The sequence below is a fragment of the Asticcacaulis sp. genome (genome assembly GCF_047605585.1).
GTDB lineage: Bacteria > Pseudomonadota > Alphaproteobacteria > Caulobacterales > Caulobacteraceae > Asticcacaulis.
On record NZ_JASGFK010000002.1, the window covers coordinates 415,291 to 441,886 of the forward strand.

Annotated in this window: 24 protein-coding genes and 1 tRNA gene; 16 read left to right on the forward strand and 9 right to left on the reverse strand. The window is 59.0% G+C overall.

Annotated elements, in window-relative coordinates; genetic code table 11:
• Positions 1-4: 4 nt before the first annotated feature.
• Together QM647_RS07820 and QM647_RS07825 are read right to left on the reverse strand one after the other, a co-directional pair.
• Positions 5-955 carry an NUDIX hydrolase gene (locus QM647_RS07820; protein WP_414994947.1) on the reverse strand — a complete coding sequence of 317 codons (951 nt, stop codon included), beginning with the start codon at positions 953-955 and terminating at the stop codon, positions 5-7.
• A gap of 3 nt (positions 956-958) precedes the next feature.
• Entirely contained in the window at positions 959-1,519 is a 561-nt protein-coding gene (locus QM647_RS07825; protein WP_414995220.1) for an HD family hydrolase, read from the reverse strand.
• A gap of 236 nt (positions 1,520-1,755) precedes the next feature.
• Between QM647_RS07825 and QM647_RS07830 the strand changes: the two genes are divergently transcribed.
• On the forward strand, positions 1,756-2,592 hold the full coding sequence (locus QM647_RS07830; RefSeq protein ID WP_414994948.1) for a universal stress protein: 837 nt from the start codon (positions 1,756-1,758) through the stop codon (positions 2,590-2,592).
• Positions 2,593-2,600: 8 nt separating this feature from the next.
• Here QM647_RS07830 and QM647_RS07835 read toward each other — a convergent pair whose 3' ends face one another.
• Genes QM647_RS07835 through QM647_RS07845 form a run of 3 tightly spaced genes read right to left on the reverse strand, consistent with a single transcriptional unit; the run spans position 2,601 to position 7,192 of the window.
• Positions 2,601-3,758: an FkbM family methyltransferase gene (locus tag QM647_RS07835; RefSeq protein WP_414994949.1), complete on the reverse strand. Its 1,158-nt coding sequence runs from the start codon at positions 3,756-3,758 to the stop codon at positions 2,601-2,603.
• Positions 3,759-3,780: 22 nt separating this feature from the next.
• Entirely contained in the window at positions 3,781-5,304 is a 1,524-nt protein-coding gene (locus tag QM647_RS07840; RefSeq protein ID WP_414994950.1) for a tetratricopeptide repeat protein, read from the reverse strand.
• Entirely contained in the window at positions 5,294-7,192 is a 1,899-nt protein-coding gene (locus QM647_RS07845; protein WP_414994951.1) for a tetratricopeptide repeat protein, read from the reverse strand. The genes QM647_RS07840 and QM647_RS07845 overlap by 11 nt, the downstream gene beginning before the upstream one ends.
• 203 nt (positions 7,193-7,395) lie before the next feature.
• On the opposite strand from QM647_RS07845, the gene flbT reads away from it, so the two are divergent.
• The 13 genes from flbT (at position 7,396) to QM647_RS07910 (ending at position 21,404) form a co-directional block, all read left to right on the forward strand.
• Entirely contained in the window at positions 7,396-7,791 is a 396-nt protein-coding gene (gene flbT, locus QM647_RS07850; RefSeq protein WP_414994952.1) for a flagellar biosynthesis repressor FlbT, read from the forward strand.
• Positions 7,781-8,179, forward strand: coding sequence for a flagellar biosynthesis regulator FlaF (gene flaF / locus QM647_RS07855; protein ID WP_414994953.1), 399 nt, complete (start codon positions 7,781-7,783; stop codon positions 8,177-8,179). The genes flbT and flaF overlap by 11 nt, the downstream gene beginning before the upstream one ends.
• Positions 8,180-8,511: 332 nt before the next feature.
• Positions 8,512-9,342: a flagellin gene (locus QM647_RS07860; protein ID WP_414994954.1), complete on the forward strand. Its 831-nt coding sequence runs from the start codon at positions 8,512-8,514 to the stop codon at positions 9,340-9,342.
• Positions 9,343-9,636: 294 nt separating this feature from the next.
• On the forward strand, positions 9,637-10,467 hold the full coding sequence (locus QM647_RS07865) for a flagellin (protein WP_414994955.1): 831 nt from the start codon (positions 9,637-9,639) through the stop codon (positions 10,465-10,467).
• A gap of 112 nt (positions 10,468-10,579) precedes the next feature.
• Positions 10,580-10,915 (forward strand): flagellar biosynthesis protein FlaG, encoded by a 336-nt coding sequence (locus tag QM647_RS07870; RefSeq protein WP_414994956.1) that lies wholly within the window; start codon positions 10,580-10,582, stop codon positions 10,913-10,915.
• A 145-nt stretch (positions 10,916-11,060) separates the two neighbouring features.
• Positions 11,061-11,891 (forward strand): flagellin, encoded by an 831-nt coding sequence (locus QM647_RS07875; protein WP_414994957.1) that lies wholly within the window; start codon positions 11,061-11,063, stop codon positions 11,889-11,891.
• 176 nt (positions 11,892-12,067) lie between these two features.
• Positions 12,068-15,037, forward strand: a complete 2,970-nt coding sequence (locus tag QM647_RS07880; RefSeq protein ID WP_414994958.1) for a transcriptional regulator — start codon at positions 12,068-12,070, stop codon at positions 15,035-15,037.
• Positions 15,038-15,185: 148 nt separating this feature from the next.
• The gene (locus tag QM647_RS07885; RefSeq protein WP_414994959.1) at positions 15,186-15,860 is read left to right on the forward strand and encodes a hypothetical protein; all 675 of its coding nucleotides are present in this window, start codon (positions 15,186-15,188) and stop codon (positions 15,858-15,860) included.
• An 81-nt stretch (positions 15,861-15,941) separates the two neighbouring features.
• Positions 15,942-16,400: a hypothetical protein gene (locus QM647_RS07890; protein ID WP_414994960.1), complete on the forward strand. Its 459-nt coding sequence runs from the start codon at positions 15,942-15,944 to the stop codon at positions 16,398-16,400.
• Positions 16,401-16,575: 175 nt separating this feature from the next.
• The gene (gene ssb, locus QM647_RS07895; protein WP_414994961.1) at positions 16,576-17,073 is read left to right on the forward strand and encodes a single-stranded DNA-binding protein; all 498 of its coding nucleotides are present in this window, start codon (positions 16,576-16,578) and stop codon (positions 17,071-17,073) included.
• 82 nt (positions 17,074-17,155) lie between these two features.
• Complete coding sequence (gyrA, locus tag QM647_RS07900; protein ID WP_414994962.1) at positions 17,156-19,960, forward strand: DNA gyrase subunit A; 2,805 nt, start codon at positions 17,156-17,158, stop codon at positions 19,958-19,960.
• A 22-nt stretch (positions 19,961-19,982) separates the two neighbouring features.
• Positions 19,983-20,489 (forward strand): pantetheine-phosphate adenylyltransferase, encoded by a 507-nt coding sequence (coaD, locus tag QM647_RS07905; RefSeq protein WP_414994963.1) that lies wholly within the window; start codon positions 19,983-19,985, stop codon positions 20,487-20,489.
• Positions 20,490-20,507: 18 nt separating this feature from the next.
• On the forward strand, positions 20,508-21,404 hold the full coding sequence (locus QM647_RS07910; RefSeq protein ID WP_414994964.1) for a peptidylprolyl isomerase: 897 nt from the start codon (positions 20,508-20,510) through the stop codon (positions 21,402-21,404).
• Between the two features lie 50 nt (positions 21,405-21,454).
• Here QM647_RS07910 and QM647_RS07915 read toward each other — a convergent pair whose 3' ends face one another.
• Positions 21,455-22,642 (reverse strand): Ppx/GppA phosphatase family protein, encoded by a 1,188-nt coding sequence (locus QM647_RS07915; protein WP_414994965.1) that lies wholly within the window; start codon positions 22,640-22,642, stop codon positions 21,455-21,457.
• A 283-nt stretch (positions 22,643-22,925) separates the two neighbouring features.
• Here QM647_RS07915 and hspQ point away from each other — a divergent pair, with 283 nt between their 5' ends.
• A complete protein-coding gene (gene hspQ / locus QM647_RS07920) occupies positions 22,926-23,258 on the forward strand; it encodes a heat shock protein HspQ (protein ID WP_414995221.1) in 333 nt (110 codons plus the stop codon).
• 139 nt (positions 23,259-23,397) lie between these two features.
• Here the strand turns inward: hspQ and QM647_RS07925 are convergent.
• Positions 23,398-23,474 (reverse strand) — tRNA-Lys (locus QM647_RS07925).
• A 258-nt stretch (positions 23,475-23,732) separates the two neighbouring features.
• Here QM647_RS07925 and QM647_RS07930 point away from each other — a divergent pair.
• On the forward strand, positions 23,733-24,398 hold the full coding sequence (locus QM647_RS07930; protein WP_414994966.1) for a hypothetical protein: 666 nt from the start codon (positions 23,733-23,735) through the stop codon (positions 24,396-24,398).
• On the opposite strand, the gene tgt is transcribed toward QM647_RS07930, so the two are convergent.
• Both tgt and queA read right to left on the reverse strand, forming a co-directional pair.
• Positions 24,395-25,528, reverse strand: coding sequence for a tRNA guanosine(34) transglycosylase Tgt (gene tgt / locus QM647_RS07935; protein WP_414994967.1), 1,134 nt, complete (start codon positions 25,526-25,528; stop codon positions 24,395-24,397). The two genes, QM647_RS07930 and tgt, sit on opposite strands and share 4 nt — an antisense overlap.
• Entirely contained in the window at positions 25,525-26,586 is a 1,062-nt protein-coding gene (queA, locus tag QM647_RS07940; protein ID WP_414994968.1) for a tRNA preQ1(34) S-adenosylmethionine ribosyltransferase-isomerase QueA, read from the reverse strand. Before queA ends, tgt begins: the two co-directional genes overlap by 4 nt.
• Between the last annotated feature and the right edge of the window lie 10 nt (positions 26,587-26,596).

A 26,596-nucleotide genomic window follows, 5' to 3' on the forward strand; every position in this document is an offset into this window, starting at 1 on the left:
TTTTTCACGCCCTGGGCAGGCTCAAACCCAGCGATGGCGCGAAACGGAACTGTTCCTGGTCATAGGTGTAGAGCTCGGCAGGGCGCCCGCCGGTGTCTTCACGCATCACGCCCAGCGGCCTGACGAAGCCAGTGCGTTCCAGGCCACGCCGGAAATTCTGCTTGTGCAGGCGCAGACCGGAAAGAGCTTCCAGTGATTTCTGCAGTTCGAGCAGGGTGAAACGCTCCGGCATCAGTTCGAAAATGACCGGACGGTATTTCAGCTTGCCACGCAGGCGTGACAGGCCGGTCGCCAGAATGCGGCGATGGTCGGAGGTCATGGGGTCGCCGGAGAAGGGCGCACCGGCCGCGCCATCATGGCGGTGGGCTTCACCGGCCAGACCCACATTGTATAACAGTTCGTAGCGGTCGAGCACGCGCTCCTCGTTCCAGTTGTCGAAGTCTTCCGGAAAGAGTGTGGCTACACGCCGCAAACGCAGGGCGCGCTCACTGGTGGTCTCGGCGGTCTCGCTCCAGTGCAGCAGGGCAGGGCGCAGGGCATCCAGCGCCGGATTTTCGCCCAGTCGCCAGTCTTCCCACGGGAAGAAGCGATGAAAGGGCTGCCAGGCGGCATCGAAACGCGCCTGACTCCCGGCCTCGGGTGTCAGGGCCAGGTAACCCACCGAGACGACACGATCGACTTCCGGGTTATCGGCCGGTGCGCTGGCGGCAATGCCCTGGCGGCCGTCATCGCCGAAGCTGTAAAGCTGCTCGACATAGCCGATGGCGAAACCGGTCTGCTCCCGCACGAAGGCACGCAGCGCCAGATCGAAGGTGCGATGGTTCTGCGGCAAGAATGGACCGGAGGGCAGGGCAAAGGCCTCCGTCTCGCCTTTCGGCAGGGTGAGGCACAGGACAACGGCCTCATTGTCCCTGACGGTTACGACCACGGCCGAGAGTTCGATCGCCAGCGACATGGCCTAGCCCTTGAGCTGCATCAGCTGATTGAAGCGCCCGACAAAAGCCTCTCGCGCTTCGCGATCGGACAACGGGGTGATTGTCAGCTCAAAACCGGCCGGAGGCGTGCCGAAATACTGCCGGGCCTCGGCGTCGCTAAAGCCGGCCAGCTGTGTAGCCTCGAAATAGGCGCAGGCATGATCGGCCTGCTTGATCAGGGTTTTAACAGTTGCCGGCATCAGGGCGGGCAGGCCGAAGCGGATGAAGATGGCCTGTTCGAGATGGGCTTCGAAGCGCTTGTAATCGAGCCCCAGCGCGGCTTTGAAGGGCGAGATCATATCGCCGATGACGTATTCCGGCGCATCGTGCAGCAGGGCCATCAGGCGATGGGCCGGGCTGAGTGAGGGTTCGATATGCCGGCAGATGTCATCGACCACCAGGCAGTGCTGGGCAACACTGAAGCCATAGTCGCCGGTGGTCTGGCCGTTCCAGCGCGCCACGCGCGACAGGCCGAGTGCAATGTCGTCTATCTCGATATCGATAGCGGCCGGGTCCAGCAGGTCCAGCCGCCGCCCGGACAGCATGCGTTGCCAGGCGCGCGGAACAGCTTTGTGCGCGGTTTTGGGGGCTGCTTTTTTGGTCCTGGAGGGCGCGGCAGTCTGAGGCATGGAGTCTCGTAAAATGGATATCGGAGGCTATTGCCCAATTTGTCACATCGGGTTTTTATCTCGGCGGGTATATACTTATAGCACAGGCGGCGCACCTGGCCGTCAAATAGAAATGTATTCACAGGTATTGGACAGAGCGAATGGAGGCGGCCATGACAGGATCATCATCCAGCACCGGCGGACAGGCCTGGTCACGGATCAGCGTGCCGGTCAGCGGCACAAGTAGTGAAACCCTGTCACTTGAACTGGCAGCTTATCTGGCAAAGGCCTTTCAGGCCCAGCTGAACGTGTTGTTCACGCCGCCCGATCCGGCCGAACTGGCGCCCTGGCTTGGCGAGGGGTTTATGGGGACGGTCCAGATGGCGACCATGGACAGCCTGAAAGTTGCGGCGGAAGACTCGGAGCGGGCGGCGCGGGCACAGTTCGACGTCATAGATTGTCCGGGCAAGAGCTTTACGGCCCTCAATTCACCGGTCTGGCAGGATCTGGCCATGGAAACGCGGCTGTCCGACCTGATGGTCTTTTCGGATGTCAGCGCCAAAGGGCAGGGCATGCTGTCGGAAGCCTTCCAGCAGGTGCTGATGGAGGAGCGCACTGGCGTTTTTATCGCGCGTAAGGCGTTCGATGTCGGCGGTACGGCCATTGTGGCCTGGGATGGCAAGGAGCCGTCATCGCGCGCGGCGCGACGCGCGGCGCCTTTGCTGAAGAAGGCCGCGAAAGTGGTCATTGTCGGTGGTCCGATCGGTGACCAGCCGCCGGAACTGGAACGCCTGGCGGCCTATTACGGCGCGCATGGCCTTAAGGCCGAGATCGATCAGCTGCCAAAGGGCGACATCGTGCAAGGCCTGACGGCCGCCGCCGAGCGGTACAAGGCCGATTACATGGTGGCCGGCGCCTATGGCCGGTCACGCCTGCGCGAATTTGCTTTTGGCGGCACCACACGCGCGTTATTGCAGCACACCCAGCTCAATCTCTACATGGCGCACTAGGTGGCGCATCACAGCGCGTAAATGACGCTGTCGAAAATGATTGGCGAGTAGTGGCGCAGGGTCAGGCGATAGTCGTCACGCAGGTCTTTCAGCGTGTCGAGGATCGTCTGGAAGTCGTCGGCCTTGTGGTAAGCACTGATGGCCAGTTTTGGCTTGTAATCCGCAATCAGTTTGCGGGCGCCTTGCAGGGCCTGAACTTCCGCACCTTCAACGTCCAGCTTGATCAGACTGACGGGCCCCAGTTCCAGGTTGTCGAGGGCATTCAGTGGCACCTTGATCTCGGCGGCTTCGCTGACGCGGCTGCCATTATCCGGCCGGTGCTCGATGCCCATTTCGGCCGGCTCATTCCACAGGCCGACACGATGGATCGAAAGGTTCGGTATGTCTTGCGTTTTGAAAGCAAGGGCGTCGGCATTGACCGGATCGATTTCAAAAGAGTGGATATGGCTGTAACATTCGCCGGTCTTGGCGATGAAATCGCGGACCGTGTCGCCATCATAGGCCCCGCCGTCGACCAGAACTTCGTGATCGGTCAGCGGCATGACATCTGGCTCGAAATAGATGGCCTTTTCCGGCTTGGCGATAGCGGCGATATGGCGACTGTCCCAGGTTAGCCGATAGAGCATGATAGCGTCGAGCGTGCGGCGGCTTACAGGATCGGTAAAAGCGCTCTTTGCCTTTTCATGCAAGGACACGATCAGGTCTGGATCGGAAAAAGAGGGCAGGAAGCTCAGCCGATGCCCGGCCGCTTCCGCTGGCAACTGGCCGAGGACGTCGAAATAGCTGAGCAGGGCTTGCGGACGTTGTCCCCAGACGCCGGTAAAATAGGCGATGGCATTTTCCGAGCCGCAGCAGAGGATACCGATGGCATCGGGCGCCTTTAACAGCAGGGTCGGCAAGGCCGTATCGGCGATATAGGGAATGCCATTCAGGCTCTGGCCGGCGCGGACATTATCGACCAGGGCCATGACCTGTCCCTGGGAGATCGCGTAGGCCACGAAATCCTGGGCCAACATCGAACCAGCGCCCAGTAGGATGAGAGGGTGGGTGAGTACATGGCGATCAGCCCTGCGCGCCGCAATTTCTTTCAGCCACGCTCTAATTGGCGTGGCGTTCAGATCGAGTTCACCAAGGGCAACGGGCGGAGCAGGAAGATCATAGGGCATGACAGGGGTTCCAAAGCTAGCCTTACAGAGCGAAGCGTTCCTTGAGGGCGGCGGCGATGTCGTCAATCGCAGGTTTCCAGTTTCCCAGGGCCGGCGGGGCGAACATCTGGACGGAGGGATACCAGGGGTAATGGTCGGTGCCAAGTTGCAGCCAGCCATTGGCCTGAGACAGGAACCAGGTCGGCACGCCACAGGCCGCGGAGATATTACTGGTCGCGTTTGAGGGCGAAACCACCAAATCCAGCGCCGTGCACAGAGCGGCCAGGTCGTCGAGATCGTCCTTGAGATCGATACCCGGCAAGGTGCGCATGGTCAGGCCGTTCTGCTCTGCTAGGATCGCTTCGGCGCTGCTGTTGCCATATTGCAGGTTGATGAAGGTGACATTCTCAAGGGTCAGTAGCCCGAACATATCCTCAAACGCTGGGAAGTAACGGTCCCGCTGGGCGCTTTGCTTCAGGCTTTTCCACAGCAGCCCGACCTTGGGCTTCTCACTTATGGCTGCCAGTTCCCGCCGCCAGTGCGCGACGCGCTCGGGATCAGGTGTCAGGAAGCGATTCTCAGCCGGAAAATCCTCGACCGTCTTGCGGTAAACGGGCAGGAAATCGCCCAGAAGGGCCCAGCCATCCGTAACGGCATTTTCCAGCGCAGGAAAACTCCGTTGCAAAAGGCCATCGATTATTTGCGTGCGGTGGCCAACGACCTGGGCCTGCGGAAAGCTGCGCTGGAACAGCGGCACCAAGCGAGGCTCAACCGCCAGATAAAGTATTCCTTCCGGTCCGATATCGCGGATCATATCCGGCAGGATGGAAGCAAAAAGTACTTCATCGCCAAGGCCTTGTTCGGCGCTGACAAGCAGGTTGCGATTCGCAAGTGGCTGTCCTTCGCGCCAACGCTGTGACCACAGAGCATAATGCACCTGTTTGGCGGTGCCGAAGCGCTCACGGCCTTCGTAGGCGCGCCAGCCCTCATCGAGCCTGCCGGCGATGAGCAGGCCCTGCGCATAGGCTATCTGCGCCGAGGCCCGGTTGTCCGGATCGTCGAAGGCGTTCGCACAGGCGCCCAGGTCTTCGAGGCTGGCGTTGACTTCACCCTGGTCCAGCAGGGCGCAGCCGCGGTTGAAACGGGCGTGCAAATTGGATGGTGTCAGCCGCAGGGCTTCATTGAAGAATGTCAGAGCGTTGCCACCATCGCCCTGCGCCATCATAACGGTGCCAAGGCCCTCCCACAGAGAGGACTCATCCGGCCGCTGGTTGATGACTGTCTTCAGCACGTCGATTGCTTCTTCGTACCTTGACTGTTCACGTAAGGAGGCGGCAAAGCTGGTGATTACCGACATGTTGTGGATGCCGTGGGTGATCAGGTGGCTGTACAGTTTTTCGGCCATCGGCCACATGTTGAGTCGGAAAGCTAGGGCAGCCAGGCGCGTCGCGATCTCAAGCGAGTCCGGCGCCAGTTTTAGCGCCTCTTCGTAGAGATCGAATGCCTTAGGAAAGTCGAGATTGGCTTCGGCTTCCGCTGCCTGACTGACCAGTTGCTTAATTTGCATCGACGAAGGTTTCAATCAGGGCGTCCTTGATCCGGCCCATGACCGGTGACCAGTCGAGCAGGGATTCAGAGAAGAAGACGCGTGTGGACGGATACCAGGGCAGATAGTCGGTGCCCAGGGAGGTCCATGAATTTTCAGGCGTTATCATCCATACTGTGGCGCCCGCAGCCCCGGCAATATTGCTGGTAGCGTTGGCCGGCGAAAGGGTGCAATCGAGGGCGACACACAGGGCAGACAGTTCGTCGAGGTCGTCTTTCAGATTGATATCCGGTGTCCAGATATTCAATCCGGCCTGCTCGGCGAGAGCCAATTCCTCCGAGGTATCGCCATATTGCAGATTGACGATCTGAATGTCTTCCATGCGCAGAATGTCTTCCCATTGTGCGAAGGGGGAATAGTAGCGGTCGCGGCGAGAGTGCTTGATCAGGGATTTCCACAAAATCCCAACCTTGGGCTTGCCATTCAGGTTATCGAGAACGGATTTCCAGTAGGCAACGCGCTCCGGATCGGGCCTGAACCAGCTGTACGGCTTGCCGTTTTCGGAGGTCGGAAAATCATCGATGGTCTTGCGATAGCGCGACAGGAAGTCACCCATGATCGCCCAGTAATCGTAGCCCCCCCAATCGGTAATTTCGGGGAACAGGCGAACCGGCAGGTTCTTGTGCTTGGTGGTGTGATGCCGGGTGACCTTTGCCGTCGGGAAAGCCTTCTGGAACAGGGGCACCAGTCGCGGCTCGACCCCAATGGCGAGATGGCCCTCCGGTCCCAGTTCAGCCTGCAGATCGGGTAGAAGATTGGAAAACAGGATCTCATCGCCCAGGCCCTGTTCGGCCGATACGAAGATACGCTTGCCTTCCAGCGGCATGTCCGGCGTCCAGTGCGGACGATTGATCAGGTAATGCACCTTCTCGGAGGTATTGTTTTTGTCGCGTGCCTCATACCATTTCCAGCCTTCCTCGTACTGGCCGAGATGCAGGTAGCAGAAGGCGATACTAAGTCGGCAGGTGTGGATATTCAACGGGTCTGTGAAAAGGGGCAGGGCTTCGAGCAGGTCGGCCAGGCCTTCTTCCGCGCGCCCTAGAACGGCCTTGGCATTGCCGAGATTATAGCGTGCGTGGACATGTTTGGGCCCGTGGCGCAGGGCTTCTTCGTAGAAGATTACGGCATTGTGTATGTCGCCCTGTGCATTGACCACAGTGCCCAGGGCATTCCACAATTGCACATCGGTCGGGTTTTCGGTGATGGCGTTGCGCAGCAGTTCGACGGCCTCGTCGAGCCTGTTCGTTTCGCGCATGGCGCTGGCCAGGTTGTTGATAGCCTCGACATGGCCCGGGCATTTTTCCAGGAAGAAGGTGAAGAACTTCTCCGCCAGATCATTCATGCCCATCTTGTAGGCCAGACGGCCAAGGTCGTTGGCGATGCCCGGATTGTCCGGCATAAGTTTCAGCGCGGTTTCATAACAGGTGATGGCGGAGTTGAAGTCGTTGCACTTGTCGCGCGCTATGGCGAGCATGTGCCAAGCCTCGCCGCACTTTTCATCGACATGCAAGGCTTTCAGCGCACTGTCTCCGCCGGCCTGCCATTCGCCCTTCTTGAAAAGCGCCAGCGCTTCCTTGAGGAGTTTGAGTGTGTCCTCCCGCTTGATGCGCTCCATCGTGCTGTTCAGCAGGTTCAGGGCTTCTGAGGAGCCCGAATCGCCGAGGATCTGAGCGGCCGGATTCAGTATCTCGACAGGCTGGAATACCGGTGTCGGTGCTTCGGGCATGTGGATGGCCAGCGAAACCGGCGCCGTCTCGGGTTTGGCGTCAGGCGCGGCTGAGCCGAACAGCAAAAGGCCCGTGGGGGTCTTACTATTTGATTTCTTTTGCGGTTTTACATTGAGCGACATGACTGGCTCCAAAGGCACTGACGTGTCATCCTGTAAAAAAGAGATTCGCTTAAAAACGCCTTAAGGAATTAAGGCCGCAAGCCCTTGAAGCCGATCAAATTCACGGCATAAGTTGATCACTGAAACCTGCTGTTAACTCCGCATGCGCTATAGACCTGTACCAACCGGGTCTGTGCGTACCGGCAGATCCGAAGGAAGAAATAATGCCCTTAAAACTGTCCCTGAAGCCAGGCGAAAAATTCGTGCTGAACGGCGCGGTCGTGCAGAATGGCGATCGTCGGTGTTCGCTGGTCCTGCAAAACAAGGCTTCGGTGCTGCGCGAAAAAGACATCATGCAGGAGGAGGAAGTCAATTCTCCGGCGCGCCATGTCTATTTCCCGGTGATGATGATGTATCTCGATGAAGCTGGCGCGGACAAATATTACGATGAGTTCCTGCGCCGCATGACGGAGTTCATGGGTGTGATTTCAAACCCGGCGGTCCTTGCGGAATGCGTAGGCATTTCCAAGAGCCTGATGGCGCGGGAATATTACAAGGCGTTGATGAGCTGTCGCCGGCTTATAGAGTATGAAGACGAGAGAATAGGACATGTCGCTTAAGGCGTACCAGGCCACGGCCCAGCGTGCCGAGAACCCGCGTCAGACGGAATACCGCCTGTTCGGGCAGGTAACGCGTGCCCTCATGGATGCGGAGCTGCTCGACAGGAGCTGCATTCGTGAGCGTATGGATGCCCTGGACTGGAACCGTCGCATGTGGTCCCTTTTCGGGAACGACTGCGCACGGTCGACCAATGGACTGCCCGATCAGCTGCGCGCTAATATCGTTTCCTTGTCGATCTGGGTGAACAAGCACACCTCGCTGGTGATGCGCAACAAGGAGGAGATCCGGCCGCTGATCGAGGTGAACCGGATCATCATGCAGGGACTTTTGCCGCAGACGCAGTCGCCGCCTGAAACGGGGGATACGGTTCGTCAGTCCTACGGCTGATGTGTGGCTGAAAATACGGAAAGTCTTTATTTTAAACCCGTTGCGCGTGCAGCGGGTTTTTTCATGCGCTCTGTGGCCGTGGAAAACATGGCTAACGGCCGGTTAAAATTGCCGCCCTGTCGGAAGGGGCGGAAGCTTTTGCCGGGGAGGTGAGGGGGGCGTGTGCGATTCGTTCTTTTGCAACCTTATAAAATCCTGTCTATTCAGTTATTTAATATAAAAACCACGTTCTTTCCTCATGGCCTTCGGCTTGCTCTGTGCTGCAACAGCTAAAACAGCTGAGCGGCAAAAGCCGTTTAATTTTCCCCGACCAGAATGGAAAGGACCTCCCGATGTTGAACAATTCGGTAAACACCAACACTGGCGCAATGGTTGCGCTGCAAAACCTGAACAAGACGAATTCGGATATTACAACCACCCAGAACCGCATCAGCACCGGTTTGAAGGTGGCCTCAGCCAAGGATGACGGTGCGACCTGGTCTATTGCTCAGAACCAGCGGTCGAGCGTTTCGTCCATGGATGCGGTGAAGGACTCACTGAACCGGGCAACGTCCACTGTGGATGTAGCCCTGTCGGCGGGCGAAAGTATTTCGGATATGCTTACACAGATGAAGGAGAAGGCGCTCGCCGCTTCCGATACCTCGTTGGATACGACCAGTCGGGAAGCCCTGAACACGGATTTCGAATCCTTGCGTGACCAGATCACCAAGACCATCGAAAATGCTTCGTTCAATGGCATCAACCTGCTCGATGGTTCCATGTCCGGCCTGGAGGCCTTGGCCAATGCGGATGGCGACTCGCGTTTGACGGTTGCGGCTCAGAAGCTGAGCCTCGGCGGGTCAATCGTGACGCTGGACTCGACGTCTGGGTTTGCGACCTCCTCGTCAGCGAGCGCTCTGCTCACCACCATTGATGAATCAATCAACAATGTGTCGGCAGCGCTCTCGAAGCTGGGGACGTCTTCCAAGGCTTTGGATGCGCATCTGAGCTTTGTTGGTAAATTACAAGACTCGGTTACGGCCGGCATTGGCAACCTGGTGGACGCCGACCTGGCAAAGGAAAGTGCAAAACTCCAGTCGCTGCAGACCAAGCAGCAGCTGGGCGTACAGGCGCTCTCCATTGCCAACAAGTCTCCGCAAACGGTGCTCAGCCTGTTCCAGTAACCCCTAAGCCGGGATGGGTAACTCCCGTCCCGGCCTATTTTTCACGCCCATCTTCGGAGGGTGGCGGTTTTTTGCGGGCAAAATCTGCCGGTGTCGGCAAAAAGTGCCGCCCGCAGGCAGAATTTGCCGGGCAAAAATATCCTTAATTCATAATTAAAGCGAACTATTTCAAACTATTATGGTTTTTTAGCCGGGCGCGTGCAACTGGCCCTCATCTTGCAGTCATTGGGGCAGGCAAAATGCCGCCGGTAGACAAAACGTCACCGGTTCATATCTAGAAGAAAGACTAGACCAATGTCGATGAATAGCGTCAATACCAACGCGGGTGCGATGATCGCCCTGCAAAGCCTGAACTCCACCAACACCCAAATTGAAACCACTCAGAACCGCATCAGCACGGGTCTGAAGGTCGCCTCGGCTAAAGACGACGGCGCGACCTGGTCGATTGCTCAAAACCAGCGCTCCAGCGTGTCGTCTCTCGACGCCGTCAAGGACTCGCTGAGCCGTGCAACTTCGACCGTTGATGTGGCTTCGTCCGCTGGGGAGTCGATCTCTGATCTGCTCACTCAGATGAAGGAAAAGGCCCTGGCCGCTTCCGATACCTCGCTGGACACCACCAGCCGCTCGGCCCTGCAAACGGACTTCGAGTCGCTGCGTGACCAGATCACCACCACGATCAAGAATGCTTCCTTCAACGGCATCAACCTGCTGGACGGCAGCCAAAGCAGCATCACTGCTCTGGCCAACTCTTCGGGTAGCAACGTTCTGACCGTTGAGGCTCAGAATCTGTCGTTGGGCGGCAGCATCGTTTCGCTCGCCAGCGACGCCAGCTTCGGCACCGCCTCTTCGGCGAGTGCTCTTCTGAGCACGCTCGACGATTCGATCACGGCCGTGTCGGCTGGTCTGTCCAAGCTGGGTACTGCCTCCAAGTCGCTGAGCAATCACAGCGATTTCGTTGGCAAGCTGCAAGACTCGATCACTGCCGGTATCGGTAACCTGGTCGATGCTGACCTGGCCAAGGAAAGCGCTAACCTGCAATCCCTGCAGACCAAGCAGTCGCTTGGTATTCAGGCTCTGTCGATTGCCAATGGCGCGACCAGCACGGTCCTCAGCCTCTTCCGCTAATAGGCCCGAAGCCTCTCGGAATCTGGGAGGCGGGCCTGGCTCGCCTCCCTTTTTCGTTTCAATCCATAATCGGAGGGCGTCTGTCGTATAGAAGCGCGGGCGTGATACGGAGATGATCAATAATGTCTTGAATTTTCCGCAGGTAACCGATGTGTCCCAGATCAAGCCTGCGTCTGATGTGCCTGCTGAAGTTCAGTCCAGCAGTGGTTCTGAGCAAAGCAAGAATGAAACCGGATCTGATCTGTCGAAGCAAAGCGGCAATCAGGAAACCCCGGCCTATCTGGTTCGCCTTTCGGTCGACCAGGACCCTGAGACGGGGGACTTTATTTACAAGTCCATCGACCGGGTGACAGGGGAAGTGGTTCGGATCATGCCGAGCCGGGAGCTGTTGAAATTGCGTCAGTCCGGCAATTACCAGGCCGGCTCAGTCATCAAGACGGACGTTTAAGCGGTATTTCAAAACCGCAAGATTGTGTTTATCCACCGTGCATTTCCTAATGCGCGGTAAAAGTCGTTTGCGCTCGTTAACCTTTTGCTTACCATAAAAGTTAAGACTTCACTGAGTCGGCGTTTTTATAGAAGGTATTTGGGCCATGACAGTGAGCGTTCATACGAACTCCTCCGCAATGATTGCCTTACAGAATTTGAATGCAACCAACAAAAATCTGGAGGATGCACAACAGAAGATCAGTACGGGCCTTGAGGTTTCCTCGGCCAAGGATAATGCCTCGGTCTACGCCATTGCCCAGGGGCAGAGGGCGGATCTTGGTGGGCTTGATGCCGTTACGGACAGCCTGAACCGCGCTTCATCGATTGCCGATGTTTCCACTGCCGCCGGCGAATCCGTATCCGATTTGCTTAATGAACTGCGCGAAAAAGTGGTCGGCGCCATGGATACGTCCATCGACACCACCTCACGCAATGCGCTGAACAGTGACTACAAGGCGATTCTCGGCCAGATCACTCACGTTGTCGAAAACGCGACCTTCAACGGCTCCAATATTCTCGACGGTTCGCTGTCCAGTTCGATCGAGTTCATCGCCAACGCCGATGCTAATTCAACGATTACGCTGAGCGTTCGCACCATTTCCCTGGGCGGGCAGATCATCACGATTTCCGCCAACAGCGATATCAGCACGGCATCGGGCGCGTCGGCTATATTGAGCCAGCTGGATACCTCCATCGATAACCTCAATGCCAATCTCGGTGCTCTGGGTTCGCAAGCCAAGCAGATCGAGGGCCATTTGAGCTTTGTATCGAAGCTTCAGGACTCCATTAACACCGGGATCGGCAACCTGGTCGATGCCGATATGGCCAAGGAAAGTTCGCGCCTTCAGGCCTTGCAGGTTCAGCAGCAGCTCGGCACCCAGGCGCTGTCGATTGCGAACCAGTCGCCGCAGCAAATCCTGCAGCTGTTCAAATAGGTAGGAATGTAACGGAAAAGGCGGGCTTCGGCCCGCTTTTTTTATGCCTGGATGCGGAGCGGAATTGCCTTGTTTTTCAAGGCCTGCCTGCGGAGTTAACGATACCTGTTTACGACTCTTAAGTATTGTTTCGGCATACTATTTTTTCAAGTGTGTAACTTTCTGTCGGAATTGTCGTGAGCGGTATCGATGCCTCATTGCTGACAAGCTACTACAGTGCGAGACTCGGCGTTTCGCAAGGCAGCTCGTCGTCTGGCAGTTCGTCTTACAGCTCCAGCAGTACCAAGACCAATTCGCCCACCGGTCAGTCAAGTGCGCCGACCGCCCCCTGGACCGGTGGCACCAGCATGGCGTCCGAAAGCGATCTGGTCAAAAAAGTTCTGAGCGGTTCGAAGTTCATCAATTCCAACGCCGTGACGTCGAACGTGAACGGTTCTTCACCGGACTACACCAAGCTTTTCACGCTTTATCAAGGCCTTAACGCTCTGGAAGGTCTCGCCAGCAAGGCGCAGGACAGCAGTACCTCGGCCCAAACCCTGGCCACGATCCAGAGGCGTTTTGCCGCAGGTATGAAAGAGGTCGGCGATTATATTTCGGATACCGACTATGACCACGTCGCCCTGACGGAGGGCACGCTGACCAGTGAGCTTCAGGGCACGACCGGCACGGCGCGGACCGATACGACCTATACCGGACCGTCCATCCAGTCCGGCTCGGCGAGCACGGCGGTCAAAGCCTTCGAGGGCGATGTCCAGTTCTCCATGAGCATCAAAAAGACCGGTACCCAGACGCCGTTCACGGTCAATATCGACCTGTCCGAAATGGGCACCCAGACGCGCAGCATGTCGAACGTGGTCAGCTTCATCAACAGCAAGCTGAAAGAGCAGGGGCTCCAGACGAAATTTGTGGTTAACCGCACGGCGGCAACGCCGACCACGGCGACGATCAACGGCAAAACGGTGACCCTTTCCGAGGGGCAGGATACATTCGGTCTGCAGATCAAGGGCACGACGACCGAAGCCGTGACGTTCAGTGCCGCGACCACGCAGGATTCAGTCTACGTCGTCCAGACCACCGGTGATCCGACGGTAACCACCACCAAGAAAAACGATGACGGCACCAAGACTGAAACCACCAGCGTCAGCTCACAAATCCTGAAGTTTCAGACGGATGCGACCAGCACCGGCACTGCTATATCGAAGCCAGGTGCGCAGTACTGGACGCAAGGCGAATCCGGCCAGACGACCCTGCCTGATTCCGTCGCCAATATTCAGGATAACGGCTCTTCGGACGATACCATCGCCAATGCCCTGCAGACGGCGGCGGGCCCGGACGGCTCGCTCTACGTGCTGGCCAATGTGAATAACACGACGGACGACCAGACGATCAAGGGTACGCAGGATGTGGCCCTGATCAAGTACGATTCCGCCGGCAATGTCGTCTACACGCGCACACTCGGTGCCGCCGATACGGCGTCGGGCCTGGCCATGTCGGTTTCGGCGGATGGCCGCGTTGCCATTGCCGGCTCCGTGACCGGCGCGCTCGATGTCGCCAGCACCACAACCACCACCTATGGCTCCGGCACCAGCAAGACGTCGAGCACGTCGACGACGACGACCAGCCTGAATGGGGTTGATGACACCACTTCGGACAGCTTTGTCACGGTCTTCGACGCCAATGGCGTCGAAGAGTGGACCCAGCGGCGTGGCTCAAGCGGTGCCGATCAGGCCACGTCGGTGACCTTCGGCGATGATGGCTCGGTCTATGTCGGCGGCAAGACGCAAGGAGTGATGCAGGGGGCCAGTAGTGCCAAGGGTGGTATTGACGGTTACGTCATGGGCTTTACCTCCACCGGCGACTACAAATTCACCGTCCAGACCGGCACTGCCCAGAGCGATACGGTGTCGCAGATCATGACTGACGGCAACACCCTCTATGTGGCGGGTGTCGAAAACGGCGATGCCGTGCTCAGAACCTTTGATCTCGGCAGCACGACCACGACTAATGCCAGCGGCGTCAGCACAACCAAGTATTCGGCGACTGAGACGGCGTCGCGTGACCTGGGCGGGATCGGCAGCGGCAGTATCAGTGGCATTTCCATCTATAATGGCAAGGTTTATCTTGGTGGCTCCTCCGGTTCCGGCAAGTTGCTGGGCGCCACGGGCACCACCACGGCACAGTATAATGGCGGTTACGACGCCTTTGCCCTGTCGGTAGACAAGGACCTGTCGGACACATCCGAGGACAAGATCGCCTTTTATGGTGGAACGGGCGTGGAGAAGGACGCCAAGGTCCAGTTCGCCAATGGCAAGGCATGGATTTCCGGCCAGACGACCGGCGAAATAGCTGGCACGACAAAGGTTAACAGCAAGGATGCCTATCTGGCGAAGCTGGATATCGATACCGGCACGGTCGAGTATCAGACACGCTATACCGGCACCAACGGCACGGTGACGCCCAATGCCATTGCCGTGTCCGCCAATTCCGGCAGTGTACTCGACCGCCTGGGGCTGCCTCTGGGCAAGGTGCAGACGACCGATTCCAACCTGATCGTTTCCGGCACCAGCGTGCGGGCAGGCGACCAGTTCTACCTGGTCGATTCCAAAACAGGAACGCGCAAGACCATTACCATCGATGCCAACGAGACGCTGAAAAGCCTGGCGACCAAGATTACGCGCGCTTCGGGCTACAAGCTGGACGTGGATGTCACCAAGATGCTGGGCAAACAGACCGATCGTCTGGATATCAAGCCGGGCAGCGATTCCAGCCAGATGGAGCTGGTCAGCGGGCCGGCTGGCAAGGATGCCCTGTCGGGTCTGGGGCTCACAAGCGGCATGATTACGGCCGACGCTGGCAAGACAATGGATGCGTCATCGCGCAACTACACGAAGTCGCAGAAGGCCATGGGGCTGGAATTCGATACGTCGCTGAATCTCAATTCGACGGCCAACATCGCCAAGGCGATAGCCTCCCTAAAGGAAACTATCAAGAACGTACAAAGCGTCTATACCTATCTGCGTTCGGGGGATCCGCAGGACAGCAGCAGCTCGAAAAAGGGCAAGTCGAGCGGCACCGTGCCGCAGTATCTGACCGACCAGATATCGAATTACCAGGCGGCGCTCAATCGCCTGACGGGCGGTTCTTAAACCGTGGCTTGACAGGTCCGGAAGAAGAGGGCCTTTACTCCGATGATTGTGGATCGATCCACCAGCCGCCACGCGGTTGACATCTTTCTGCGCCATGAGTTTTATGGTTAAGCTGAATTGGGCGCCATCGCGCCGACGAGGGGAGTTTATGGTCAGGGATCAAAAGCGCTGGATCGCCATTGGTGTCGGGGCGGCGGTGGCCGTCGGCGTCGGTATCTTGCTGGCCATGACCGTTTCGCGTGGCCACAAGAACGACGAAAAGATGAACGATCAGCCGACGGGCCTGACCTTCACCGTAGCCGATCCGACGCCCTCCCTTGATGTCAAGAAACCCCTGCGCTGCTATGTCAATGGGGCCTATGTCGGCGATGTCACCCTGGCGGAATGCGCCAAGAAAAATGGTGTGGCCGCCCAACAGCTCGATGTCGGCATAGACGATAACGGTAATCAGGTGGCGGCCCCGACGGCCTCTCTGGTGCCGGTGCCGGGTGCGCCGGCCAGCGGCGATGTTGCCCAGCCGGCGGATCCGGCTCAGGGCGCTGAAATCGTTCCGCCGACGGCGGCCGTCTCCGGTCCCGTGGCGGCCTGTCTGCGTTATTCAAGCAATTCCTGGAACAAGCTGTCGGATAATGTGACGCTTGGCCAATGCGCCATTCTGCTGTTCGATACGCGCTGCGTCTCGCCCGGCCAGGCCGCCTATGGCCGCTGGGGTAGCAAGACTCTCCGTCTGGTGCCGCGCCGGGTCGAGCAGTCGGATGACAATGCCACCTTCCGTCCACTGGTCGACCAGGGGCAGGGCTGTTCGGTGCCGATGGTACGTTGATGGGCTGCGCTAAATTTCTTTTGGGATTTGGCTTGCGAACATGATTAAATCCCGCCATCTCGAAACAGCTGGAGGAACGCTATGACCATTAAATACATCATCCTGGGTGGCGCGGTCATGGCCCTGTCGCTGACGGGCTGCCAGAAGCGCGTCCAGGCGCCAGAGGCCAATAATGCCTGCTATTTCATCGGTCATCCGCGCGATGGCAGCCTGAAGTTCAATGAACTGTCAAAAAACGAACCGGACCTGGAGCACTGCGCGGTGCGCCTCTATAATGCCCGTATGGACATGATGGCGACCCGCACCGCCGGTGAGCAGACGATCGGCGCTTATAATGGCGTGTTCCTGTTCGCCACCGGGCGTGAAGTGCGCTATTCGCAACACTATGAAGGGCCGGTTTTCCCCTTGCTGGTCAAGGCGCCTGATGGACGTCTGGTGGCGCCGGGTTCGGTGGTTCAGGAAGAGGCGCCGACGGGCCAGCCAGTGACAGTGGATATCCCCAAAGACCTGCCACAGATGCCTTCCGACCAGAAAAAGTAACTATCTGTGGAATAGATCGGCTTAGAGCCGGGCAGGGGCGTGCATGGCCCTTCCATTGCACGGCATAAGGTTCTAAAGTTAACCATTCGACTCGTTGTAGCGCAGGGCGATTCTGCCCGCGTGGAATGGAACAAAGGGGCGCGGAAAGCGCTCAGGCAATATAAGGAAAAGTACGATGGCAGGCAGTGTCAACAAGGTCATTCTCGTCGGCAACCTCGGCAAGGATCCCGAAATCCGCACGCTCAATTCCGGTGACCGCGTCGCCAACCTGACAATTGCCACCTCGGAAACCTGGCGCGACAAGATGAGCGGCGAGCGCAAGGAAAAGACAGAATGGCACCGCGTCGTGATCTTCAACGACAACCTCGCCAAGATCGCCGAACAATATCTGCGCAAGGGCTCCTCGGTCTATCTCGAAGGCAGCCTGCAGACCCGTAAATGGACCGATCAGCAGGGCGTTGAGAAGTACTCGACCGAAGTCGTGCTGCAACGCTTCAACGGTAACCTGACCCTTTTGGGCGGTCGTGGCGAAGGCGGCGGCATGTCCTCCTCCGGAGGCGGCTACGATCAGTATGAGGACTCTTACGGCGGCGCGCCAGCCTCTTCCGGTCCGAAGGCCGCGCCGTCCGGTGCGCCGCAGAACTTCGATCTCGACGATGAAATTCCGTTCTAGGCTGCGTCTGGTAACCTGTAACGCACTTTAACAATCCCCGCCGCCGCTCAGGCGGCGTGGGTGCATACAAGACAAAGAATTCATGAACGACACGACATCTGGCGAAGTGCTGGGGCCTGAGGACGACGAGCCCCGTAACGGTTTTGGCGGCCAGCCGCCGGCCGGAATCAGCTTCATCACGATCGAAGACGAACTGAAACGGTCCTATCTCGATTACGCCATGAGCGTGATCGTGTCGCGCGCCCTGCCGGATGCCCGTGACGGTCTGAAGCCCGTCCACCGCCGCATCATGTATTCGATGCACAAGGAAGGTCACACGCCGGAAAAGGCCTACGTCAAGTGCTCGCGTATCGTCGGTGACGTGATGGGTAAGTATCACCCGCACGGCGACCTGGCGATCTACAATTCCTTGGTGCGTATGGCGCAGCCCTTCTCGATGGGGCTGCTTCTGGTCGATGGCCAGGGCAATTTCGGCTCGGTGGATGGCGATGCGCCGGCCGCCATGCGTTATACGGAATCCCGTCTGTCCAAGCCGGCCATGTCGTTGCTGGCCGATATCGACAAGGACACGGTCGACTTCCAGCCCAACTATGACGGCAAGGAAGAAGAGCCCTCGGTCCTGCCGTCGCGCATCCCGAACCTGCTGGTCAATGGCGCCGGCGGCATCGCCGTCGGCATGGCCACCAATATCCCGCCGCATAACCTCGGCGAAGTGATCGACGCCTGCGTTACCCTGCTCGACAATCCGGCGGTTTCTCTGGAAGAACTGCTCGATATCGTGCCGGGGCCGGACTATCCGACTGGCGGTGAAATTCTCGGCCGTTCCGGCGCCCGTCAGGCCCTGATGACCGGGCGTGGTTCGGTCATCACGCGTGGCAAGGCCAGTGTCGAGACGATCCGCAAGGACCGTGAAGGCATTGTCATTACCGAAATTCCCTATCAGGTGAACAAGGCCGCTCTGATCGAATATATTGCCGATATGGTGCGTGAGAAGCGCATCGAAGGCATTTCCGACATCCGCGACGAAAGCGACCGCCAGGGTATGCGTATCGTCGTCGAGCTGAAGCGCGAAGCTTCGGGCGATGTCATTCTGAACCAGCTCTATCGCTACACGGCTCTGCAATCGAGCTTCGGCGTCAATATGCTGGCGCTGAACCACGGCCGCCCGCAACAGATGGGCCTGCGCAAGCTGCTGGAACTGTTCCTCGAATTCCGCGAGGAAGTGGTTGTCCGCCGTACACGTTACGAACTGGGCAAGGCGCGCGATCGCGGCCATACCCTGGTCGGTCTGTCGATCGCTGTCGCCAATATCGACGAAGTCATCCACATCATCCGCTCCTCAGCCGATCCGGCGGAAGCCCGCCAGCGCCTGACCGCGCGCACCTGGCCCTCCGGCGACATGGCGCCGATGATCGACCTGATCGCCGACCCGCGTTCGATCGTGCTGGAAGACCGCCAGGTCCGTTTGACCGACGAGCAGGCGCGCGCCATCCTGGCCCTGACCCTGTCGCGCCTGACCGGTCTCGGCCGCGATGAAATCGGCGACGAAATCAAGGCATTGGCGGCAGCCATTGCCGAATATCTCGAAATCCTCGGCTCGCGCGAACGCATCCTCGCCATCGTGCGCGAGGAACTGGTCGAGGTGAAGACGCTCTACGCCGTGCCGCGTCGCACCACCATCCTCGATGGTGAGGGCGATATCGAGGACGAAGACCTGATCCCGCGTGAGGATATGGTGGTCACGGTCACGCACTCCGGCTATGTCAAGCGCACGGCCCTGGCGGCCTATCGCGAGCAGCATCGCGGCGGCAAGGGCCGGTCCGGCATGGCGATGAAGGACGAGGACGCCATCATCGGCGTCTATTCGGCCACCACCCACCAGCCGATGCTGTTCTTCTCGTCCACCGGCAAGGTCTACAAGCTCAAGGTTTGGCGCCTGCCGCTCGGCAATCCGCAGTCCAAGGGCAAGGCCTTCGTCAACCTGCTGCCGCTCGATAGCGGCGAGACGATCACCAATATCCTGGCCCTGGCGGAAGACGAGGCGGCCTGGGACCGTCAGGACATCATCTTCGCCACCAAATCCGGCGATATCCGCCGCAACAAGCTGAGCGATTTTGTCAATGTCAATCGCGCTGGCAAGATTGCCATGAAGCTGGAAGCCAGCGACGCCATTGTCGGCGTGGCGATCTGTACGGAAGATCAGGATGTGCTGCTGGCGACGTCTGGTGGCCGCTCCATCCGTTTCGCCGTCGATGAAGTACGCGTCTTCAAGGGCCGGGATTCGACCGGCGTGCGCGGGGTGCGCCTGCTGGGAGACGACAGCGTTATCTCCATGGCCATACTGAAGCGCGTCGAGGCCACGCCGGCGGAACGCGCTGCCTATCTGAAATATGCTGCCCAGCAACGTGCCGCGGCCAATGCCGAGGAGGGCGAAGATACGCCTGCTCCGGCCGATGACGATAGCGAGGACGGCGCCGAGGAAGCCAGCCTGACGCCGGAACGCATTGCCGAACTGGCAGCGGGTGAAGAGTTCATCCTGACCGTGTCGGATATCGGCTTCGGCAAGCGCAGCTCGTCCTATGATTATCGCCGTACCGGCCGCGGTGGTCAGGGGATCACCGCGATGGACCTCAGCAAGCGCGGTGGTAAACTGGTTGCCTCCTTCCCGATAGAGGGTGGCGACGGCCTGCTGCTGGTTACCTCCGGCGGGCAGCTGATCCGCACCAATGTCACCACGGTGCGTGTCGCCAGCCGTAATACCCAGGGCGTCACTATCTTCCGCACCTCGGAAGGCCAGAAGGTCGTCTCGGTTGAGCGGGTCGTGGATTCGGGCGAGGACGATACAGGCACGACGGACGAAACCTCATCGGTCTCGGACGCGACCTGATCAGAAAACTTAGGGGCGTAGCATGACAGCGGGGCAGAGCACGGGGCAAAGAGTGGGCCTTTACCCGGGGACGTTCGATCCCATCACCAATGGCCACAGCGATATCATTGGCCGGGCAGTCAAGCTGGTCGACAAGCTGGTGATCGGTGTGGCGCGCAATATCGGCAAGGCGCCGATGTTCACGGTCGATGAACGCGTCGAGATGGTGCGAGAGGCCGTGGCGCCGCTTGGCGACCGGGTCGAGGTCAGGCCCTTTGACAGCCTGCTGATGCACTTTGCCCAGGAGATCGGTGCCGGTGTGATCATTCGCGGCTTGCGCGCCGTGGCGGATTTCGAGTACGAATTCCAGATGACGGCGATGAACCAGCAGCTTAACCGTGATATCGAAACGGTTTTTCTGATGGCTGACCCCCGGCATCAGGCGGTTGCGTCACGTTTGGTCAAAGAAATAGCCCAATTGGGCGGCAGTATCGCGCCGTTTGTGGCCCCCCAGGTGGCGGAACGCCTGCTGGGTAAGGTCCGGAAGTAATTTAGACAGGAATCATTGATGTCACTGGTGAAAAAGAAGACGCTTCTGGCGGGGGCGATAGCGGCTTTCATGGCAACGGCGGCATTTTCAACCTCCACACTGGCCCTCGATCCCGGCTATCGCGCCGCCGATCCCAACAATACCCTGGTGATCGACACCACGAAGGGGCAGGTGATCGTCGAACTCTATCCCAGCCTGGCGCCGAACCATGTCGAGCGCATGTTGACCCTGACGCGCCAGAAGTTCTATGACGGCCTGACCTTCCACCGCGTTATCGAAGACTTCATGGCCCAGACGGGCGACCCCAAGGGGGATGGCACGGGTGATTCCACCCTGCCGAACCTGACGCAGGAATTTATTACCCGTCGCGATGCCAGCTTCCCGATGACGGTCGTCCAGAACCCGCCGGGTTCGGTGATCGGCTTCGTTGGCGCCCTGCCGGTGCAGAGCCAGGTCAATGGCCTGATCCCGATCAGCAATGACGGCAAGGTCAATGTCTGGGGGCTTTACTGCCAGGGCGTTCTGGGTATGGCGCACAGCTACGATCCGAATTCGGGCAACAGCCAATTCTTCATCATGCGCGGCGCCAATTCCTCGCTGGAAAAGCACTACACGGCCTTTGGCGTGGTCCTGACGGGGCTTGATGTCGTGCGCAAGCTGAAGATCGGCGAACCGCCGGTCAATCCGGACAAGATGAATACCGTGCGTGTGCTGGCCGATATTCCGGAAGCCGAACGTCCGCAGGTCGAGGTTATGGATACGGCGTCGCCGCAGTTCCAGGCCGTGATCGATGCCGTGCGCAAGGACAAGGGAAGCACCTTCTCCGACTGCGACGTCACTGTGCCGGCTAAGATCCTCAATGCCGCACCGGCAACGGCCGATGCCAAGCCGGCAGCGCCTGCCAGTGGCCGGTAGCTTTATGCCAAAGTCGATATAAAAAAAACGCCGGTTCGCCCGGCGTTTTTTTATGCTTCCACGGCGGCAGGCACCCGACGGGGGCCTCCGCGTTTGCGGCGCCGGCGGTTCTTCTTTTTGATCATCGACAAAAGCAGGCCCTCGCGCAAGCCGCGATCGGCCACGCGCAGTCTGTGGCAGGGCCATGCGCGCTGGACCGCTTCCAATATGGCGGCGCCGGCCAATACGAGGTCGGCGCGATCCTTGCCGATACAGGGCTCAAGTTCACGGCCGCCATAGCCGAGTTCGAGCAGACGGCGGGTGACGACCTGCACGTGGCCCCGGGTCATCCACAGTCCATCGACGCGGGAGCGATCATAGCGTTCCAGACCCAGGTGCATACCGGCTAGGGATGTAATCGCGCCGGAGGTGCCGACAATATAGGCTTCTCCGCAGTCGAAATGCGGTCGCAGGGTTTCCGGCGCCGAAAAGGCGCGGACATGGGAATTGACCTCGCCGACCATGGCCTCGAACCAGGCATCGGTATCGCCATTGGTTGGTTCCGGAAAACGCTCAGCCAGATTGACGACGCCAATGGGCATGGAAATCCAGTATTTTGGCTTGGGCAATGGACGTCCGGTACGCAGGGCATTGGCTTGGGCCAGGGCCTGGGCATCGGCATGTGAGGCAGAGGGCGCCGCCGGTTCATTGGGCAGTTCCACCCAGCTCAGTTCTGTTGAGCCGCCACCGACATCCATCACCAGGGCCGCCCGGGCGGCTGGTGTCACGCCACGGACATCCAGCAGTGACGAGCACCCCATCACCGACAGATGCGCTTCCTCTTCCGGTGTGATGATGGTCAGTTTCAGGCCGGTTTCGCGTTCGACGCGGGCAATAAAATCTTTGCCATTGCGGGCAATGCGGCAGGCCTGGGTCGCCACGGCACGGATGCGCACCGCGCCGCGCTTTTCGATCTTTTCGGCACAGATTTTCAACGCCTTCAGCGCCCGGTCCATAGCTCGCTCCTGCAGGCAGCCGGAATGGGTCAGGCCCTCGCCGAGGCGGACGATGCGGGAAAAGGCTTCGACAATGCGGAATTGCGAATTGGTGAAGCTGGCGATCATCAGGCGGCAGTTATTGGTGCCGAGATCGAGCGCAGCATAGATCAGCGTCGGCTCGCCGCGCCTGACGGCGGGCTGGCTTTCGGCACTTTTGGCCGGAGTCCGCCGCCGGACGTCTTTTGAGGGAGCCCGATACATGGCTCATACCCCGCTATATGTGTGGCTGCTGTATCGACACCATGTCGAATCAAGGTGGCCGGCAGGGATGCCGGCTGGCCTGATATTCAGCCCTTCATGGCCACTGTAGGATTTGTAGGACCAACTGCCAACCCATAAATTCCATCCGCGAAAATGGGCGGTGGATGAGCCTGTCATCACCTTTCTTGAAAATGCCGAATTACCGACAACCGCATGGGGAAGGGCGATGCACCGGCATTGGCTTCGGAGCATGATGGGTACGCAAGAGGGGACGATGCATTCCATGCCAGAGCAACGGTCAGCAAAATTCGGGATCGGTCAGGTGGTCAAGCATAGCCTGTTCGAGTTCCGTGGCGTGGTCTTCGACGTGGACCCGGAATTCGCCAATACCGAGGAATGGTGGCAGGCGATTCCCGAAAGCGTGCGTCCACAGAAGAACCAGCCCTTCTATCACCTGCTGGCCACCAATGGGGACAGCTGCTACGTCGCCTATGCGTCCGAAGGCAATCTGTGCGCCGATGACACGGGACAACCGCTTAGTCATCCACAGACTTCGCTGATCTTCGATTGTTTCGAAAACGGGCGCTACAAGCCCAAGAGCCGTATGGCCAACTGACCGTTTCCCCAGATAAAAGCCCGATTCCAGCTGGTTCAGGTCAGGTTCATCTGGCCTGTGTCATATTGCGGCGATGATACATGTCACGGGAGTTTTGTTGCTTATCGCCATGAAATTGTCACGCAAATCCCGGAGGACTTGGTGAGCGCGCTGGGACTCGAACCCAGGACCCTCTGATTAAAAGTCAGATGCTCTAGCCGGCTGAGCTACGCGCTCATGAAGATAAGTCTGGCCGGAAAGCCCTTGGAAAGGCAGATCAGGCACGGGCCTCTTCATAGAGGGGAGTTTTCGTTTTCGCAAGCGCGAGGCGTTGAAAAAAGACGCTTTTTTTATGTATTGTTTTTTTATGTGCAGAATAAGCTATAACGCGTATAGACAGGACACTGGCGCCAACCGCGTTGGATTGATGTGATGAGGGGGATGCGTGTGAAACCTGCTATGGCTGTGGATACAAGGCTCCGATGCGGCGTCGTTATGGCGCTGGCCGTGGGAGCCCTGGTTTCCGGCTGTGCCTCCAAGCCGCATTACGATGCCAGTGGCAAGCCGGTTGAGACCGAGCATCGCAAACCTGAAGAGACTCAGGCCGTGCGATCCTCGACGGACGATCAGAGCAACAGCTGGGGCGATGCGGTCATGGCGCCGCTAGAAGACCTGAACCTTCGCAAGAAGGAAATCCCTGAAATCCTGAGCGATGCCGTCAGCAAGCCATATGATCTGACCGGACTGGATAATTGCGAGGCCATCGCTGCCGAAGTGACCAAGCTCGACAGCCTCCTGGGGGCGGATTTCGATGAACCGCCGCCACCCAAGGATGCAAAGAGCCTGCGCGAACGCGGCGGGGAAGCCGCCGGTGACATGGCCCGTGGTTCGGTGCGTAATGCTACGCGCAGCGTCATTCCGTTCCGCGGTCTGGTGCGCCAGATGACGGGCGCTCAAAAGCACCAGAAGGAAATGGATACATCTATCCAGGCCGGCAAGGTGCGCCGGGCCTATCTCAAGGGTGTAGGCATGAACAAGAATTGCGCGCCACCCGCTGCCCCCTCGTGGTTCGTGCCGCGCGTCTATACCGATACCTATGCCGGCGAAAAGACCGCCCCGAAGCCGATCCCCGTTCCGGACAAGCCGAAAAAGCGCCGCTAGTTTGCGCCTTTAGTCTCCGGGTTTTTCCAGCGGCTGAGCAGATCAGCGCGCAACACATCGAACGTGCCGTCGGTGATGGCGGCACGTATGCGGATCATCAGGGCCTGGAAGAAGGCGATATTGTGCCAGGAGAGCAGGGTCTGTCCGAGAATCTCTTCCGATTTGACGAGATGATGCAGATAGGCCTTGGAATAGTCGCGGCTGGCCGGACAGTCGCTTGAGGCATCAAGCGGCGTATCATCCTCGGCGAAGCGCGCATTTTTCATGTTGAGCGGGCCATCCCAGGTCCAGACCTGGCCATGGCGGCCGGAGCGGGTCGGCAGGACGCAGTCGAACATGTCGACGCCGCGCGCCACGCCTTCCAACAGGTCGATCGGCTTGCCGACACCCATCAGGTAGCGCGGACGCTCCCACGGGAGGAGGGGCGCGCTGTAATCGAGGGTATCGCACATGGCCTGGTGGCCTTCGCCGACGGCCAAGCCGCCGATGGCATAACCGTCGAAGCCGATATCGAGCAGGCGATCGGTCGATTCCCGGCGCAGATGCTCGAAGGTTGAGCCCTGCTGTATGCCAAACAGTGCCTGGCCATCGCGCGTACCGAAGGCCTGCTTCGAACGCAGGCCCCAGCGGGCCGAGAGTTGCAGCGCCTGTTGGGCACGCCTTTCCTCGGCGGGCCAGGACACGCACTCGTCCAGTTGCATGACGATATCCGAACCCAGCAGGTCGGCCTGGATTTCAATCGAACGCTCCGGCGAGAGCACGTGCCGCGAGCCATCGATATGACTCTGGAAGGTAACGGCGTCTTCCTTTACCTTGGAGATTTTCGACAGGCTCATCACTTGGAAACCGCCACTGTCGGTCAGGATAGGGCCGTCCCAGCCCATGAACCTGTGCAGTCCGCCCAGGCGCGAGACGCGTTCGGCGGTCGGGCGCAACATCAGGTGATAGGTGTTGCCCAGTATGATCTTGGCGTGGGCCTGTTTCACCATGTCGAGCGTCAGGGCCTTGACCGTGGCGGCGGTGCCGACCGGCATGAAGATGGGCGTCGGAATATCACCGCGCGGCGTCTTCAGCACGCCGGTGCGGGCCTGGCCCTGGGAAGCCGTGACGGTAAAGGGGAAAGCGCTCATTTCGATATATTGTCCAGCAAACAGGCATCGCCATAGGAAAAGAAGCGGTAACCGCTCTCTATAGCGTGGGCATAGGCCCTTTTCATGATTTCCGTACCCGCCAGCGCACAGACCAGCATGAACAGGGTCGACTTCGGCAGGTGAAAATTGGTCATCAGCAGGTCGCACGACCGTACCCTGACACCTGGCGTAATGAAGATGGCGGTCTCCGCTGCGAACGGATGGATCGCGCCCGTGTCATCGCAAGCGGATTCCAGCAGGCGGAGGCTCGTTGTGCCAACCGAGACGATCCGTCCGCCAGCGGCGCGTACGGCATTGATGCGGGCGGCGCTTTCCGGTGTGATGACGCCGAATTCGGCATGCATGATGTGGTCGTCGGTATCCTCAACCTTCACCGGCAGGAAGGTACCGGCCCCGACATGCAAGGTGATCCGTTCGAGGCTCACCCCTTTTTCTGTCAGCTTTTCCAGCAGGGCAGGGGTGAAGTGCAGGCCGGCGGTCGGGGCCGCAACCGAGCCCTCCTCGCGTGCGAAGACGGTCTGGTAATCGCTCTTGTCCTGTTCATCCTCATGACGCTTCGAACGGATATAGGGCGGCAGGGGCATGCCGCCCACCATGTGCAGTCGTTCCAGCAGTTCCTGCGGGCCATGCTGGAAATCAAGCGTATAAAGGCCATTGTCGTCCTTGGCGGAGACAGTCGCACGCAGTTCCGCAGTGTCGCTTTTAAACAGCAATGTATCGCCGGTCCGGACCTTGCGGCCGGGCTTGAGAAAGGCCTGCCATTGCGAACCGCCGGTATTTTTCACAAGGGTGGCCTCGATTGCCACCGTGCTGTCGTCGCGCAGGCGCTGCCCGTCGAGCTGGGTCGGGAGGACACGCGTATCGTTGACGACCAGCAGGTCGCCGGCTTTGAGAAAATCGCCGATATCGCCGATATGGCTGTCCGTCAGGCTGCCATCACTATCGACACGCAGCAGGCGTGCGCTTTCGCGCGGTTCGACAGGGCGCAGGGCAATGCGGTCTTCTGGCAGGTCAAAATCGAAGTCGGAAATCAGCATGCGGCTGTCT